Origin of the sequence: Lactobacillus sp. HMSC08B12, assembly GCF_001808415.1 — a bacterium.
Classification (GTDB): domain Bacteria; phylum Bacillota; class Bacilli; order Lactobacillales; family Lactobacillaceae; genus Lactobacillus; species Lactobacillus delbrueckii.
Genome location: NZ_KV793108.1, coordinates 1 through 16,266, shown reverse-complemented (window position 1 = coordinate 16,266; position 16,266 = coordinate 1). Strand labels below are relative to the sequence as shown.

At 49.9% G+C, this 16,266-nt stretch carries 11 protein-coding genes; 3 read left to right on the top strand and 8 right to left on the bottom strand.

Going from position 1 to position 16,266, the window contains the following annotated elements; genetic code table 11:
- The first annotated feature begins 134 nt into the window (after window positions 1–134).
- The gene (locus tag HMPREF3168_RS01225; RefSeq protein ID WP_003621784.1) at window positions 135–1,214 is read left to right on the top strand and encodes a 6-phosphofructokinase; all 1,080 of its coding nucleotides are present in this window, start codon (window positions 135–137) and stop codon (window positions 1,212–1,214) included.
- Between the two features lie 65 nt (window positions 1,215–1,279).
- On the opposite strand, the gene HMPREF3168_RS01220 is transcribed toward HMPREF3168_RS01225, so the two are convergent.
- A complete protein-coding gene (locus HMPREF3168_RS01220; RefSeq protein ID WP_070488067.1) occupies window positions 1,280–2,125 on the bottom strand; it encodes a helix-turn-helix domain-containing protein in 846 nt (281 codons plus the stop codon).
- Between the two features lie 143 nt (window positions 2,126–2,268).
- On the opposite strand from HMPREF3168_RS01220, the gene HMPREF3168_RS10245 reads away from it, so the two are divergent.
- The gene (locus HMPREF3168_RS10245) at window positions 2,269–2,421 is read left to right on the top strand and encodes a hypothetical protein (RefSeq protein WP_157754454.1); all 153 of its coding nucleotides are present in this window, start codon (window positions 2,269–2,271) and stop codon (window positions 2,419–2,421) included.
- Between the two features lie 264 nt (window positions 2,422–2,685).
- Window positions 2,686–3,954 carry an MFS transporter gene (locus HMPREF3168_RS01215; protein WP_246825665.1) on the top strand — a complete coding sequence of 423 codons (1,269 nt, stop codon included), beginning with the start codon at window positions 2,686–2,688 and terminating at the stop codon, window positions 3,952–3,954.
- Between the two features lie 229 nt (window positions 3,955–4,183).
- Here the strand turns inward: HMPREF3168_RS01215 and HMPREF3168_RS01210 are convergent, their stop codons facing one another.
- From HMPREF3168_RS01210 to glgB, 7 genes are read right to left on the bottom strand one after another with little or no spacing between them, the layout of a single operon-like run.
- Window positions 4,184–5,905 carry a phospho-sugar mutase gene (locus HMPREF3168_RS01210; RefSeq protein ID WP_070488065.1) on the bottom strand — a complete coding sequence of 574 codons (1,722 nt, stop codon included), beginning with the start codon at window positions 5,903–5,905 and terminating at the stop codon, window positions 4,184–4,186.
- Between the two features lie 17 nt (window positions 5,906–5,922).
- Window positions 5,923–7,725: a glycoside hydrolase family 13 protein gene (locus HMPREF3168_RS01205; protein WP_003612182.1), complete on the bottom strand. Its 1,803-nt coding sequence runs from the start codon at window positions 7,723–7,725 to the stop codon at window positions 5,923–5,925.
- A 9-nt stretch (window positions 7,726–7,734) separates the two neighbouring features.
- Window positions 7,735–10,185, bottom strand: coding sequence for a glycogen/starch/alpha-glucan phosphorylase (locus tag HMPREF3168_RS01200; RefSeq protein ID WP_070488063.1), 2,451 nt, complete (start codon window positions 10,183–10,185; stop codon window positions 7,735–7,737).
- Window positions 10,186–10,209: 24 nt separating this feature from the next.
- The gene (gene glgA / locus HMPREF3168_RS01195) at window positions 10,210–11,640 is read right to left on the bottom strand and encodes a glycogen synthase GlgA (RefSeq protein ID WP_070488061.1); all 1,431 of its coding nucleotides are present in this window, start codon (window positions 11,638–11,640) and stop codon (window positions 10,210–10,212) included.
- Window positions 11,641–11,655: 15 nt separating this feature from the next.
- Window positions 11,656–12,798: a glucose-1-phosphate adenylyltransferase subunit GlgD gene (gene glgD, locus HMPREF3168_RS01190; protein WP_070488059.1), complete on the bottom strand. Its 1,143-nt coding sequence runs from the start codon at window positions 12,796–12,798 to the stop codon at window positions 11,656–11,658.
- Window positions 12,785–13,933 (bottom strand): glucose-1-phosphate adenylyltransferase, encoded by a 1,149-nt coding sequence (locus HMPREF3168_RS01185; protein WP_070488057.1) that lies wholly within the window; start codon window positions 13,931–13,933, stop codon window positions 12,785–12,787. The genes glgD and HMPREF3168_RS01185 overlap by 14 nt, the downstream gene beginning before the upstream one ends.
- A gap of 47 nt (window positions 13,934–13,980) precedes the next feature.
- Window positions 13,981–15,879, bottom strand: a complete 1,899-nt coding sequence (gene glgB, locus HMPREF3168_RS01180; RefSeq protein WP_070488055.1) for a 1,4-alpha-glucan branching protein GlgB — start codon at window positions 15,877–15,879, stop codon at window positions 13,981–13,983.
- Between the last annotated feature and the right edge of the window lie 387 nt (window positions 15,880–16,266).

The following is a 16,266-nucleotide window of genomic DNA, read 5'->3' as shown; positions in this document are numbered from 1 at the left end:
TTTACACAAGAATTTATACTGAACCATTTTTTCAATTAGATTAAAAAATCTGCTTGCATCTTGGCATGTACATGACTAAGATTTAAGTTAAGCCGAGTTTTAGAGAACTGTTTAGCACAGGGAGGAATTTAAGCATGACTTTACGAGTTGGTATTTTGACGAGCGGCGGCGACTGCCAGGCGCTCAACGCGACCATGCGGGGGCTGGCCAAGACCCTTTACAACTGTGTCGATGACGTGGAAATCATCGGTTTCAAGCGGGGCTACTACGGCTTGATGCATGAAGACTACGTCAAGATGAAGCCGCGGGACTTCTCCGGCATCATCAACGAAGGCGGGACGATTCTGGGCACTTCCCGCCAGCCATTCAAGGAAATGCGGGTCATCGTTGACGGCTTTGACAAGGTAGCCGCCATGAAGAAGACCTACAAGAAGCTCAACCTGGACGCTTTGGCGGTTTTGGGCGGCAACGGGTCACTTAAGTCAGCCAACATGCTGGCCCAAGAAGGCTTGAACGTGATCGGCCTGCCAAAGACCATCGACAACGACACTTGGGGAACTGACTACACCTTCGGTTTCCAAAGCGCCATTGATATTGCCACCAGATACCTGGATGACATCCACACTACTGCTCAAAGCCACTCCCGGGTCTTCGTCGTCGAAGTCATGGGCCACAAGGTCGGCCACATCACCCTGGCCGCTGGCCTGGCTGCCGGCAGCGACATTATCCTTTTGCCGGAAATCCCTTATGACATCAATGTCGTGGCCAAGAAGGTCAAGGAAAGACAAAAGTCTGGCAAGGGCTTCACGGTCATTGCTGCCGCTGAAGGGGCAATTTCCAAGGAAGACGCCACCCTGTCCAAGAAGAAGTACAAGGCCAAGGTTGCCGCTAGAAACGGCGCCAGCGTGGTTAACGAAATCGCTGCCCAATTGCAGGAAGTTTTGCCAGACGCTGAAATCAGAACGGCGGTCATCGGCCACGCTCAACGGGGCGGCCGGCCAGATGCCTACGACCGGCAAATCTCAACCCGCTTCGGGATTGAAGGCGCCCGCCTGATCATGAACCGGTCCTTCGGCCGCCTGGTTGTCTTGAAGCAAGGTGAAGTCGACTCTATCGCCCTGGAAGACACGGCCGGCAAGCTCAAGTACGTTGACCCGAACGGCAAGACCGTAAGCAACGCCCGCCTCATGGGCGTCACCTTCGGGGACAAGTAATTTATACTTAATTAGCACAAAGAGACACTCATCAACCAAAGATGAGTGCCTCTTTTTTGTGCCAATCATTTCTTGACCTTTCGAACAGCTTTGTAGACTTGCAAGAAATTTTTGGCTTGCATTGTCAATCCCATATCGAGCAGAAAATTGATGATTTTTAAAATGCTTTGTTCGTTTTGCGGCTCTTGCCAGTCTATCAAACTATTTAAAAATTTCCGGCCAATGATCAACATTGTTTCGCGCTGAGGAAAATCAAAGTGGTTCAACTGCCTTAAGATGTTCGCGGCATAGGATGGATTATCGCTGATAAGAAGAGCGATGACGGCTTCAAATAAAGTGGTCGTGGCAAAGTAAAAAGTATCCGACCCGGCTTGCTTAGCAAAATCCAAATTTTCAATTAATTGGGCAGAAATTTGAAAAATCATTTTGGGACTGAGCACTTGAATGGTGTTAAAGAACAGGGAAATATTTTCTTGTCCCCAGACCGTAATCATAGATAGCTCTTTATTAAACGCGTTTTGTTCATCAATCTCCAGTAAATTGACTTTTGCTAAACGATGATAAAGGCCACAAGCAATTGCTCCGTAGTTTAAGGATAAGATATCTGAAGTCAGATGGAATTCCTGCAAGCTATTTCGGGCGATTCTTTTAATTAGAGTATGATCCTTTTGCTTCCATGCCTTCTGCAATTCAGCGGATAGTTGATAAGTATCGTCTAAGTTGGCCAGATGAACGTATTCTGAACTAGTGATGTTCACCCTTTCAAGCAATTTGAGCGTTTTTTCAAAATCCATATTGCCAGTACCATTTTCCCACCGGGACAACATTTGAATAGAGCAGATGCCACTTGCCGCTTCTTTCAAAGTCAGTCCCTGCATCTGTCTAATTTGCTTGAAGTTTATTGCTGTCATCCTTCCTCCAAAATAAAATCAGGGCTTTTTTCTCACATATGAGAAGGTCAAAAAAGTAAGTCTGCTATCCATGCTTTAATTTATTTAGCTTTAATTTTAAAGCAAAATCCAAACTTAGGAAAATATTTTAGGAGGTTTCTTTTATGAGTTTAACTATCAAAAAGATTAGTTCATCAGATGTTTGTGATCGCCTAACAATAGAAAGCGCTGCATACGGTAAATATTTTGCAATGATTGAATGGATTGTTACTGATGATTCTGATGAGTCATATATGCCTGGTTGTAGTTTGCTTTAAAGATGCTGAGTAAACATTTGCGAGAGATTGAAAAAAGCGCTAGTAACATTCTGAGTGAAAACTGACGCTTTTTTTATAATTTTAATAATAAAAAATACCCTTTATCTAAAGAAAAAGTTATAGGTGAGTTACTAGTATATTTGATTATTTCCAATAACCAAAATCTGTATAAGAGAATATTTTCTGAAGGTTATAATCTCAAGAGATGCTTCCAACGACTACAGAAAATGGAGAAGGCATCCCCAAATAGGTACAATAATATTAATGAAAAAAGTTATATCTAAGATTTACGATAGGGGAAATATGCAGAAATCAAAAAAGCAATTAATTCTAGCAATCAGCAGCCTGGGAATCGGTAATTTAACGAGCGCGACTTTTTCCTTTTGCCTGGGCGTGTATGTTTTGCAAAAGACATCTTCTAGCATGCTATTTTCCATGCTGCTTTTGATTCGGCCTTTGAGCAACTTGCTTTTGAGTTCTTTAATCGGCTTCTGCGTTGATAAGTATGATCATAAAAAGATATGCATGATCGCCCAGGCAACAAGCGTTGTAGCGGTAATACTGTTTATAGCGCTATTTAGAGAGCAGCTTTCATTATCTGAACGGTTGCTGATTATTGTTGCCAGCAGTATTGTGCTGACAGTTTGTGATACCTTTCAATCGACCAGCTATAAGGCTTCAACCAATTCAATGGTGGCTGCAGAGCACCGGCAGAAATTAGTTGCCTATGAACAGCTGACAGACGCTGGTGCTGTTATTTTGGCACCGATATTAGGCGGTTTGCTGGCTGGGGTAGTTGCCATCTCCAATATTGCTTTGCTTGAATTAGCTGGTGAAAGCGTGGTTTTGCTAGCAATTGCTTTATTGGATTTTCACTTAATTTCTGTTGAAGTGGAAGCGATCAATGATTCATTGATCTTATCCATCAAAAATGGCTTAGAGTATTTCAAAAATGACCGCTATTTAATGGAATTACTGCTTTTTGCCGTGATTGCTAATTTTGCTTTAAGCGGCCTGGAGGTCAGCTTGCCAATCGCTATGATGAAAGAGCTGGGAATCCCTGCAAATTTATATGGATTGGCAGACAGCTTTTGCGCAGGAGGGATGCTTCTGGTCAGTCTATTGCTAGGCTCTTTCAAAATGCCCAAGAATTATTTACTGACGACCGGCAGAATTGGAATCATTTTAGCGGGTGACTTTATCATACTAGCTTTGGCATGTTTGTGTCCGAATAAGTTGCTTGCTACTGGTATTTTTAGCATTTGCATGCTGGTGGTAGGCGCCTGCTTGGCCGCGGTAAACTTGCCATATGCCATGTATGTCAGAACCAAGGTACCGGTTAATCTTCAAGGGAGAGTTGGAGCGACTACCAGTTCAGTAGTAGCCGTGCTTTCACCTTTGGGATATGCTTTGTTCGGGCTTGTTTTGGGCCAGGTTAAACCGGTCTGGTGCTTAATGATGTGCGCGATAATTATTTTTGCAGATGGATTGCGTTTACTGCTTTCTACTAGCAGAGTAAATAGTTCAATCTAAAGAAAAAGTTTCTCATTTGTCAATATCATCTTATTATCCCCCTCGAAATTGTCCTTCTAATTTCGAGGGGGATTTATATAACCAAAAATACAGATATTCGAGGAAGCACTCCATTGTCTCCATCGCCGCTCTTAAGTGGTAAAAGAAAAAGTGCTGAACAACTACTCCATCGGGTAATCATCCAACACTTAAATTAGTATGTTTTGTTATGAACTTTAACTTCTCTGCTTTACTTCAGCAATTCGCTGATAGCGTCTTGGTAGCTTTCAGCTGCCTTTTCAGCAGTTGCGATGTCAGCCTTGTTAACGCCGACATAAGCCTTGATTACTGGTTCAGTACCAGATGGCCGCAGAGCTACCCAAGTTTCGTCATCCAGGAAGTACTTCAAGACGTTTGACTTCGGGAAGCCAGTCAATGGGGTTTCTTCGCCGTTTTCGACAGTAACTTGTTCTTGGTAGTCTTCGATCTTCAAGACCTTGGCCCCGTTGATTTCACTGAGGTGTTCTTCTCTCAGCTTGCTCATCAATTCAGCCATCTTCTTTTGCCCGCCGATCCCTGGCATTTCGATAGCCCGGGTGATTTCGTAGGCAACGCCGTACTTCTTCCAGATTTCCTGCAGGCCGTCAAAGACAGTCATGCCCTTGGAAGCGTAGTAGCTGGCAACTTCGGCGAACATCAAGGCCCCTTGCATGGCGTCCTTGTCGCGGGCGAAGGCTTGGAAGAGGTAGCCGTAGCTTTCTTCAAAGCCCATCAGGAACTTGCCGTCCCCTTCCCTGTTCATCCGGTCGACTTCTTCACCGATGTACTTGAAGCCAGTCAGAACTGACTTGGTCTTGATGCCGAAGTCCTTGGCAATCTTGAATGGCAAGGCACTGGATACGATTGAAGTAACGATTTCGTAGTCCGGAGTCAGCTTGCCTGAGCCCTTCAAGTTTTGCAGCAAGTAGTAAGACATCAAGGTAGCGATTTGGTTCCCAGTCAAAACTTGGAAGTCGCCCTTGTCAGTTCTTACGCAGGCTCCCATCCGGTCAGCGTCCGGGTCGGTAGCCACGATCATGTCAGCGCCGATTTCGTTGGCCAGTTCCACGCCTGGGTTGAAGACGTCACGGAATTCCGGGTTAGGCTTCTTGCAAGTCGGGAATTCCGGGTCCACAATCGCCTGGCTTGGCACTGGAACAACGTTGCTGAAGCCGCCCCGTCTGAAGGCGCGGTCGTAAAGCATCTTACCCGTCCCGTGCAGCGGAGTGTAAACAATCTTCAGCTTGTCGGCGTTTTCCTTGATCATGTCCTTGTTGACGTTGACCGTTTCCAGCTTGGCCAGGTAGGCTTCGTCGACATCTTCGCCGATCAGCTGCAAAGTGCCTTCAGCGCGCAGCTTCTTGACTGGAGCTGCCTTAACGCTGAAGATATCTTCAACCTTTTGCGCGTAGACAAAGAGGCGGTCAGCGTTTTCCGGCCCCATTTGGGCACCGTCTTCGCCGTAAGCCTTGTAGCCGTTGTACTGCTTGGCGTTGTGGGAAGCAGTGATGTTGATCCCGGCAAAGGTGTGCAGATAGCGGACAGCGAAGGACAGTTCCGGCGTTGGACGCAGGTCGTCAAAGAGGTAGACATGAATGCCGTGAGCCCCCAAAACGCGGGCAGCATGAGTAGCCAGTTCGCGTGAGTTGTAGCGGGAGTCAAAGGAAATTACCACGCCCCGCTTCTTGGCTTCTTCGCCGTTTTCGTCGATCAAGCGGGCCAAACCTTCAGTTACCCGGCCGACCGTGAAGACGTTGATCCGGTTGGTCCCTGGTTCCAGGAGCCCCCGCATCCCGGCAGTCCCAAAGTTGATGTCCTGGCCAAAGGCGTCTTCGATCCACTTTTCGTCGCCGCCTAATTCAGCCATTTGTTCAGCCAGGTCTTCCGGCAGGGCGGCTTGTTTCCATTGTTCAAAAATTTCTTTTGCGTCCATATTAGATATATTCCTTTTTATTCTTTTTCATTCCTGTCCAGCTTAAATGTCTTCAACAGATAAGCCTTCTGAGCTACGCTTTCTTGATCCAGTATATCACTTACCAGCTCTCCAATCTTCTCTGGCAGGCAATATGGCTGAAATTCTCCCGCGTCCAGGATCATATCCTGGTCGGTCTTGTTGTAGCAGTAAATGACCAGTTCCCTTTGGTTGTAGCGGACCAGGGCGTTGATGCCATAAGCAATCTTGACATAACCAACTTTCCCGTCGACTAGTGCCCGGTTTTCCCGCCGCCAGTGGGCCAGTTCCTTGACTTCTTTTTCCAAAAAGTCGCTTTCCTTGCCCCATGGGAAGTAGCGGCGGTTGTCCGGGTCCTTGTCCCCTTCCAGGCCGGCTTCATCCCCATAATAGATGCAAGGAACGCCGGGAATAGAGAACAAGAGGCCAAAGGTCAGAGCGACCAGCTGCTCGTCTCCCCCCAAGACGGTCTTGATTCTGGCCGTGTCGTGGGTGCCGATATTGTTCAGGCAGTTTTCCAGAAAAGCCTTAGGGTAGTTCTCAACCAGCTTTTCCAGGTCATTCAAGGCGGCCACTTCTTCCGTTTCGTTATTGGCCTGCAAGAGCGAAACGATAAAGTTGCGGACCGGATAGTTCATGGTTCCGGTTAAATTGTCCCCGGCCATATAAGTCCGGAATTCACTGTTGACGAACTTGTGGGAGGCGTCTTCCCAGACTTCCCCGATCAGGACATGGCAGTCTTCATTCTGCAGGCGCTCGCGGATCTCCCGCAAGAGCGGCATTGGGAGTTCGTCTGCCACGTCCAAGCGCCAGCCGTCGACATGCATCCGGGTCCACTTGGCTAAAACGCCGTCGGGCCCGCAGATGAAGTTCTGGTAGTCAGCATTATTCTTGTTGACTTCAGGAAGCGTGGTTACCCCCCACCAGGACTGGTACTTGGTCGGATAGTTGATGAAGTTGAACCAGGAGTAGTAAGGGCCCGTCTTGTCCGTGACCGCGCTCAAGAAGTACTTGCTGTCGGCCCCGACATGGTTGAAGACCCCGTCTAAGATCAAGGCAATCCTGTTTTTGTGCAGGTCCTTGATCAGGTTCTTGAAGTCCTCCTCGGTCCCCAGCATGGGGTCGATCTTCATGAAGTCCTGGGTGTCATAGCGGTGGTTGCTGGAAGCCTGGAAGATCGGGTTCAAGTAGATGGCCGTCACTCCCAAATCCTTTAAATAGGGAATCTTTTGCCGGATACCTTCGAGGTTGCCGCCAAAAAAGTCCCAGCGGGCTATATCGCCATGCCCATCCTTAATATAGTAAGGACTATCTTCCTTGGTCGCGTAGATGAAACTGTCCTTCTTGCGGCCCTGGATCTCCCCATGCGGGTTGCCGTTGTTGAAGCGGTCCGGGAAGATCTGGTAGACCACCCCCTGGGTGTACCAGGGAGCCTGCGGGACCGTCCGGTCATAGCAAGTCAGCTGGAAGGTCCGGATATCCCGGCCGTCCTGGGTGATCTCCCCGTCGCCAAAACCGTCCTGGCTTCTTTCCAGGAAGTAAAACTGGTCGTTTTGCTTGATGTTGAAGTAGTAATAGTAGAGCCCGGAGCTGCTAATCTTGACGCTGGTCTCATACATCTTGCTTTCATCGTTGAAAGTCATGGGGTAAGCCACCGGCGACTCATTGTTTTTAGTCAGCCAGAGGGTAATCTCCTGGATCTCTTCATCGACTTCAACCGCCCACTTGACGCTGGTATTGGCCTGCGTGGCGCCAAAGGGCTGCTTGTATTTAGTGTCCCAAGAATTAAATATAGCTCTCATCAGTCACTCTTACGCTTTTCCAGCGTCCACTTCCACCTTGTCCAGGTGCCAGATTTCACTGGCATAGCGTTCAATGGTCTTGTCAGCGTCAAAGCGTTCAGAGTGAGCGATGTTGACCAGGCTCATCTGGGCCCATTGCCGTTTGTTTGCCCAAACCTTTTCAACCAGCTTCTGGGCCTTCAAGTAGGCTTCAAAGTCGGCCAGAACCAGGAATTCTTCATTGTCCTTCAGGAAGTCGTCGTACAAGGCCCGGCCTTCGCTGACGCAGCCAGGAATCGTCCCGTCAATCAAGGCGTCAACCGTCTTCTTCATGACTGGGTCGCTTTCATAGAGGTCACGTGGGTGGTAGGAGTGGTTTGCATAGTAGTTGTAAACTTCATCCTTGTCCAAACCGAAGGCAAAGATGTTGTCGCTGCCAACCGCGTCCTTGATTTCGATGTTGGCCCCGTCCATGGTGGCGACCGTCAAGGCCCCATTGGCCATCAGCTTCATGTTGCTGGTCCCGCTGGCTTCCTTGGTGGTTGTGGAGATTTGTTCACTGAGATCCGCGGCTGGAATGATTTGTTCAGCTAGGGAAACATTGTAGTTTTCCAGAAAGACAACCTTCAGCCTGCCCTTGATGTCCGGGTCATTGTTAACCAGGTCAGCCACGGAGTTGATCACCTTGATGACCTGCTTGGCAAAGACATAGCTTGGAGCAGCGATAGCCCCGAAGATAACTACCCGCTTTGGGTGGTCGATGCCGGCCTTGAGGTCTGGGTAGAGCTTCAGAACATGGAGCAGCTTCAAGGTTTGCCGCTTGTAGGCGTGCAGACGCTTAACCTGGACGTCGAAGATGGCTTCCGGGTCAACCACGATGCCGGTCTTGTCCTTAATGACCTTGGCCAGCTTTTCCTTGTTGGCCAGCTTGATCTTTTGCAGGCTGGTCAAGGTAGCCGTGTCGTGGTAGAACTTTTCAAACTTCAGCATTTCCTTGCTGTCAAAGCGCCAGTCAGTCCCAATGGTCTTGTCCAAGAGCTTGGCCAGGTCCGGGTTGGCGATTTGGATCCAGCGGCGCAGGGTGATCCCGTTGGTCTTGTTGTTGAAGCGGTCTGGGTAGAGCTGGTAGAAGTCGCGCAGAACTTCGGTTTCCAAAAGCTGGGTGTGCAAAGCCGCAACCCCGTTGACTGAGTGGGAACCGATGATGGCCAGGTGGGCCATGTGAACTTGTCCGTTCTTGACGATTCTGGTTCTTTCGATCACGTCACCGGAAACCTTGCCTTCCAGGCCAGCCACGTAGCGGCGGTCAATTTCCTTGATGATGTCAAAGAGCCGCGGCAAAAGCTGGCTGAACATGCCCACGTCCCACTTTTCCATGGCTTCAGCCATGATGGTGTGGTTGGTGTAGCTCATGACTTGCTTGGTAACTTCCCAGGCTTCGTCCCAGTCCATCCGGTATCTGTCAACCAGAAGGCGCATCATTTCAGCCACGCACATGGCCGGGTGAGTGTCGTTGATGTGAACAGCAACGTACTTCGGCAGGTCAGTCAAGCTGTCTTCACCGTAGTCCCTGATGAAGTTGTTCAAGATGCTCTGCAGGCCGGCGGAAACAAAGAAGTATTCCTGCTTCAAACGCAGAAGGCGGCCGTCATAGCTGGAGTCATCCGGGTAAAGGATGGAAGTCAAGTCTTCCACCTTCCGCCGGTCAGCGATTGACGGGTACTTCAATTCGTCTTCCGGGGCAATTTCCGCATTCCACAAACGGAGGGTGTTGGCCACCCCGTTGCGGTAGCCAACCATGGCTACATCATAAGGTACGGCCCGGACAACAGTAGCGCCTTCGTATTGCGGAGTCAGCCAGCCATTGTCGTCAACCATGTTGACCCGGCCGCCAAACTTAACCAGGACAGACTTGCTTTCCCGGCGGACTTCCCAGTAGTCCCCCTGCTTCAGCCAGTTGTTTGGCAGTTCCTTTTGGTAGCCGTTAACGAACTTTTGCTTAAAGAGGCCGTACTTGTAGCGCAGGCCATTGCCGTTGCCGGCATAGCCAGTTGAAGCCAAAGAGTCCATGAAGGCGGCAGCCAGCCGGCCCAGGCCCCCGTTCCCCAGCGCCATGTCTGGTTCAACAGCAGCGATTTCATCCAGGTCGATGCCTAAGTCAGCCAGGGCTTCTTTAGCCGTGTCCAGCCAGCCCAGGTTAAGCAGGTTGCTTCTCAGCAAAGTCCCTGGCAGGAATTCAATGGAGAAGTAGTAGGCCTGCTTGTGACCATTGGCGCTTTCCGCGATCCGGGTTCTGCGCCACTTGCTGGAGTAGCCGTCGCGCACCATTGAAGCCAAAGCAGCAAAGATGTCTTCCATAGAAGCTTCATCTACGCTTTCTTCAAAGTGCCGGTCCAGCTTGCTGGCCAGTCTTTCCTTGAATTCTTCGGGGGTAATTTCCCGCAAATTGCTGTTTACTGCTGATACTTTACTTGATTTCATGCTCATCTTCCTCATTAATTGCGACTATCCCAGTAATTCGCCGTACATCCATTGGTACTTGCTTGCTGAGTTCTTCCAGGAGAAGTCAGACCGCATGGCCGTTCTTTGCGCCTTGGCCCACTTGTCCTTTTCATGGTAGAGTTCCAGCATCTTCATAATGGCTTCAACCATTCGGTAACCGCTGAATTCGCGGAAACCGAAGCCGGTACCTTCGTTCTTGGTCTTATCGTAAACCCAGACCGTGTCTGCTAAACCGCCGATTTGGTGGACGATTGGCAGGGTCCCGTAGCGCAGGCTGATCAGTTGTGACAAACCGCATGGTTCAAAGGCGGATGGCATCAAGAAGGCGTCAGCGCCAGCATAGATCTTCTGGGCCAGGTTGACGTCAAAAGCCAGGATCAGCTTGAACTTGTCCGGGTAGCGGCTGGCAATGTCGCTTAAGGCATGTTCATAGTACTGGTCCCCGCTGCCCAGGATGACTACCTGCAGGTTAAACTGGAGAATGTTGTCCAGTTCTTCCAAAAGCAGCTGGCAGCCCTTTTGGGCAGTCAGGCGGCTGACCATCCCGATAACCGGGGTAGTTGGCGCTACCGGCAGGCCAACCTGCTTTTGCAGATCAGTCTTGTCGCGGCGCTTGTGCTTCAAGTGGTTGACGTCGTAGCGGACCTTGATGACCGGGTCAGTGGCTGGGTTGTACTTTGCAAAGTCAATCCCGTTCAAGATCCCGACCAGCTTGAAGTTGACAGAGCGGAGGATTTCATCCAGGCCTTGGCCGAATTCCGGCGTCTGAATTTCTTCAGCGTAAGACGGGCTGACCGTAGTTACCCGGTCGGCGTACAAGATCCCGGTCTTCATCCAGTTGACGTCGTTGTTGAAGCGGACAGTCCCGTTGTCAAACCATTCATAGCCCAGGCCGAAGAAGTTCGGCAGGGTCTTGACGTCGTACTTGCCTTGGAATTCCAGGTTGTGGATGGTCAAGACAGTCTTTATGCCGCGGTAGGCATCGACAAAGCCCCACTTTTCCCGAAGCAGGAATGGGATGAAGGAAGTGTGGTAGTCATTGCAGTGCAGGATGTTTGGTACGAAGTCAAAGCGTTCCATCATCATGATTACGGCTTGCTGGAAGAAGGCGTAACGTTCGCCATCATCGTAGTGGCCGTAGATGCCTGGCCGCTTGAAGTAGTATTCGTTGTCGATGAAGAAGTACTTAACCCCGTTCATTTCCAGGGTGAAGACCCCGCAGTACTGGTTCCGCCAGCCAACTGGAACATAGAAGTTGCCTTGGTATTCCAGCTTTTCCCGGTATTCTTCCGGCATGTCCTGGTACAGGGGCAAAGCCACGCCGACTTCATCGCCGTCTTTAGCCAGCTGGTTGGGCAAAGAGCCCAAAACGTCGCCTAAGCCGCCAGTCTTGAAGAAGGGCGCGCATTCGGCCCCGACAAATAAAACTCTCACGATTTTTCCTCCCGATTAATCCAGTACGAAGTCCTTGCTGATAACGCTGCCCTTCTTGATAACCACTGGGCTGTCAGGCTTGCCCTTGACGGTCACGTCCTTTTCGATCACCACGTTCTTGTCTAAGATGGCGTATTCAACGTCAGCCCCGCTCTTGATCTTGCAGTTGGCCATGATTACGGCGTTCTTAGCAACAGAGTCCTTGGCAAAGTTTACTCTTCTGGAAACGATGCTGTTCTTGATTTCACCTTTGACCGTGCAGCCAGTGGAAATCAAGGTGTTCTTGACATCAGATTCCTTATCGTAGTAAGTGCCGACTTCGTTTCTGATCCGGGTGATGATCTTCTGGTTGCCGTAAAGCAGGGAGTCACGCTTGTCCTTTTCCAGCATGTCCAGGTTGGCCTGGTAGTAGCTGGGAATGTCGTGGATGTTGCGCAGGTAGCCAGTGTATTCGTAGGCTTTGGCCTTTTCCTTGACGGCCAAAGCGGCCAGCCGTTCTGAAACATCGTAGGAAGCCCCGCTCTTTTGGGCCTTTTCCAGTTCGTGGATCAGCCAGTCAGTGTTCATCACGTACACGTTGGCTGAAAGGTTGAAAGAACCCTCGCTGGTCAGTTCAATGGCTTCTCTTTGTTCAGTCACGACATTGTTGTCGCTCAAGACAAAGGTGTGGTCATCTGGAGCCAGGTTGTCCTTTTCCACCCGCTTGAAGACCGGGGTGATCCGGTTGTCATTTGACTGGTGGAAGTGGAGGATGGCCTTTAAGTCAAAGTTGGCAGCCATCTTGTTACCGATGAAAACAGTGTATGGCATCTTGCAGGTCTTAAGGAAGAAGATCACGTCGTCAAAGTAGTTTTCCCCTCTTGACCGCCGCCGCATCAAGTTCTGGTAGAAGTCCAGGTATTCGTAGGAACCGATCGTGTCCAGCCCCCATTCTTTGCCCCCGCCCAGGTGGTCCAGGTATGAACGGACCTTTTCCTGGCTGATCAAGGTGTAAACGTGGTTGATGTCAGCGTTGACGATGCTGGAGAGGGCAAAGTCCATCAAACGGTACTTGCCGGCAAAGTACAGAGTTGACAGGGCTCTTTCGTCGGTCAGCGGCTTCAGCCGGCTGTATTCGTGCTGGTTGCTGAAGATTGCACACATCTTACTTGTTTTCATTTGGTAACACTCCAATCTTTTCCTTGTTGCCGACTACGGCAATTTCCTCATTTTCTTCACCAACGACAGAGTCGCTGCCGATCACGGCACCTTCACCGACGATGGCCTTGGTGATCTTGACGTTCTTGCCAATCTTGGCGCCCGGCATGATGATTGAGTCAACAATCTCGCTGCCGCGTTGGACGTCAACGTTGGCTGAGATGATTGAGTGCTTGATCTTCCCGTCAATGTAGCAGCCGTCAACGATCATGGAGTCAGTTACTTCCGCGTTTTCCGTAATCATTTGCGGCGCGTCGATGGTGTTCTTGGAGTAGATCCGCCAGCTGCGGTCGTCCAGAGCCAGGCCGTCTGACCCGTCCAGGAATTCCATGTTGGCTTGCCAGAGGGAGTCGATGGTGCCGACGTCCTTCCAATAGCCGGAGAACTGGTAAGCAAAGACTCTTTCGTCACTCTTCAGGTAGTAGGGGATGACGTTCTTGCCGAAGTCGACCATGTCGTCGGCCGTAGCAAAGCCCGCGGTCAATACTTCCCGCAGCCGCTTCCAGTTGAAGATGTAGATCCCCATTGAAGCGTGGTTGCTCTTTGGTTCAGCTGGCTTTTCTTCAAATTCGATGATCCGGCTGCTGGAGTCGGTATTCATGATCCCGAACCGGGGTGCTTCTTCCCAAGGCACGTCGATCACGGCCACAGTCAAGGAAGCGTGGTTCTTTTCGTGTTCTTCCAGCATGTCGGCGTAGTCCATCTTGTAGATGTGGTCACCAGACAGGATCAGGACATATTCCGGGTCCTGGCTGTCGATGTAGTCGATGTTTTGGTAGATGGCGTGGGCGGTCCCTTCAAACCACTTGCTGCCGGCGTTGTCCGTGTATGGCTGCAGGATAGTGGCGCTGGAGTTCAAGCCGTCCAGACCCCAGTTGGAGCCGTTGCCGATGTGGTTGTTCAGCCGCAGCGGTTCGTATTGGGTGATGATGCCGACATTGCGCACGCCTGAGTTGGCGCAATTGCTCAGCGGAAAGTCGATGATCCGGTAGCGGCCGCCGAATGGCACGGCTGGCTTAGCTTGATTGGCGGTCAGTTTGCCCAGCCGGGTCCCCTTGCCCCCGGCTAAAATTAAACCTAGCATTTTTGTACTCATGGTAAAAAGTCCTTCCCTACTTATCTTTTATCTTTTATCACATTACATCAACGTTTCTTCGAACGCTTTCTCTTGATTGTTACCTGGTCAGGCTTAATGATCATGGCACTGAAGCCTGGCAGGTCAACCGAAATCTGGTAGTCGAAATCCTTGAATTTCTCCTGGGTGGTAGCCATTTCCTGTGGTTTCGCGGTCCAATCGCCGCCAAATTCACTGCGTGAGCTGTTGAGGACTTCCTTGTAAGTCCCCGGGTAAGGCACGCCGACTTTAAAGCCGTCACGCTGAACCGGTGTGAAGTTGAGCAGGACGATCAGGAAATCATGCCGCACCTTCCCTTGCCTGATGAAGGAAAGGACGGACTGGTCGCGGTTGTCCGCGTCGATGATTTTCACTGACTTGTCTTCCTGTTCCAATTGCCACAAGGCCGGTTCGTTTAAGTAAAAGTGGTTCAGTTCCCGGTTGTACTTGAGCATTTTGGCGTTTAACTCATCACTTAAGGAAGACCACTCCAAGCCTTCTTGGTAACGCCATTCCAGGTACTGGCCGAATTCCCCGCCCATGAAGAGCAATTTCTTGCCCGGGTAGGTCATCAGCATGGTATTCAAATTCCGCAACTGGGCGAACTGGTCAAGCCGGTCGCCAAACATCTTGTTCATCAAACTGCGCTTACCGTGGACGACTTCGTCGTGAGACAGAGGCAAGATGAAGTTTTCACTCATCCGGTACATGAATGAGAAAGTGGACAGGTCAAAGTTGTCTTTGCGGAAGTATGGGTCCATGGAATAGAAGCGGAGCTCATCATTCATCCAGCCCATATTCCACTTGTAGTCAAAGCCCAGGCCTCCGTCTTCAATCCGGCCGGTAATCTTGACCTGGGAGGAACTTTCTTCCGCGATCAAGATTCTTTCCGGGTGCATCTCCTTGATGGTCTTGTTGAACTTGTGGAGGAATTCAATCCCTTCGATATTGCGGTTGCCGCCGTACTGGTCAGGCTTCCACTCACCCGGTCCCCGGTCATAGTCGCGGTAAAGCATGTTGGATACCGCGTCGACTCTGAGCCCGTCCAGGTGGTAGTATTCCAGCCAGAAGAGGGCACTTGACAAGAGGAAGGACTGCACTTGTGGCTTGCCCAAGTCAAAGTTCAAGGCACCCCAGCCCTTGTTTTGGGCCCGCCAGCCTTCTTCAAATTCATAGCAAGGCGTCCCGTCGTAGTAAGCCAAGGCATCGCTGTTGATGCAGAAGTGGCCTGGTACCCAGTCAGCCAAGACCCCGATGTTTTCCTTGTGGCAGGCTTCCACGAAGTCCTGCAAATCCCGCGGCTCGCCATATGCCCTCTCCAAGGCAAAGTAGCCGGTCGTCTGGTAGCCCCAGGAGGCGTCCAGCGGGTGGGCTGTCAAAGGCATGAACTCAATATAGTTAAAGCCTTGCTCCTTAACGTAGGGAATCAGTTCCTTTTGCAAGTCACGCAAAGTGTAGAGGCTGCCATCTTCATGCTGCTTCCAGGAGCTGGCATGCACCTCATATATGTTGATTGGGCGGGCAAAGTGGTTTGACCGCTTGTGCCAGCCGAGCCAGGCACCGTCAGTCCACCGCTTCTCCGGCAAGTTGCTTACCACGGCAGCGTTGCCTGGACGGCGCTCATATTCTAGGGCCATCGGGTCAAATTTCATGACTTCTTCCCCGTCAGCCTGCTTGACTAAGAATTTGTACAGCTGGCCAGGCTGCGCGCGGTCAGTTTCAATAGACCAAATCCCATAAGCATTCTGCTGCATGGGCAGGTCTTTCTCCCAATTGTTGAAATCGCCGACCAGCCAGACTTGCTGTGCTTTAGGTGCCCAGACGCGAAAGGCATAGCCATTTCCAGCCGCATGACAGCCAAGATAATTCTGCAAATACAATTCATTACCAGCGGCAAAGTTCTGTAAATGTTGATCCAACTCGTCCATTTCTTACCTCACTTCCTATAAAAACATATTTCCGCGTTAACTCTGTAAGCGCTTTTCTTCTACTTACATTATAAGCCTTTTTTCGTTTTTTTCAGTATAAAAAATGACATTTCTCAAAAAAGCGGCTTTTTTAGCAAAAACTAGATTTTATCTAGGTCAGCGCTTATTTTTTAGCCTAAAAATCGAACGATTCACTAGACTTATAACGTGTGTAGTTTTACAAATAAATGATACCACATTCTTATTTTTTTTCATTTGATTGCCGAAACGTGTTAAAGCGCTTTCCTTATTGTGGAACCAAGCATCTTTTAGTAATACAGCCTGGATATTTTTTATATATTTGTACTGTATTTCTTTTTTCCGCCAATTGCAAGAATAAATTGAACA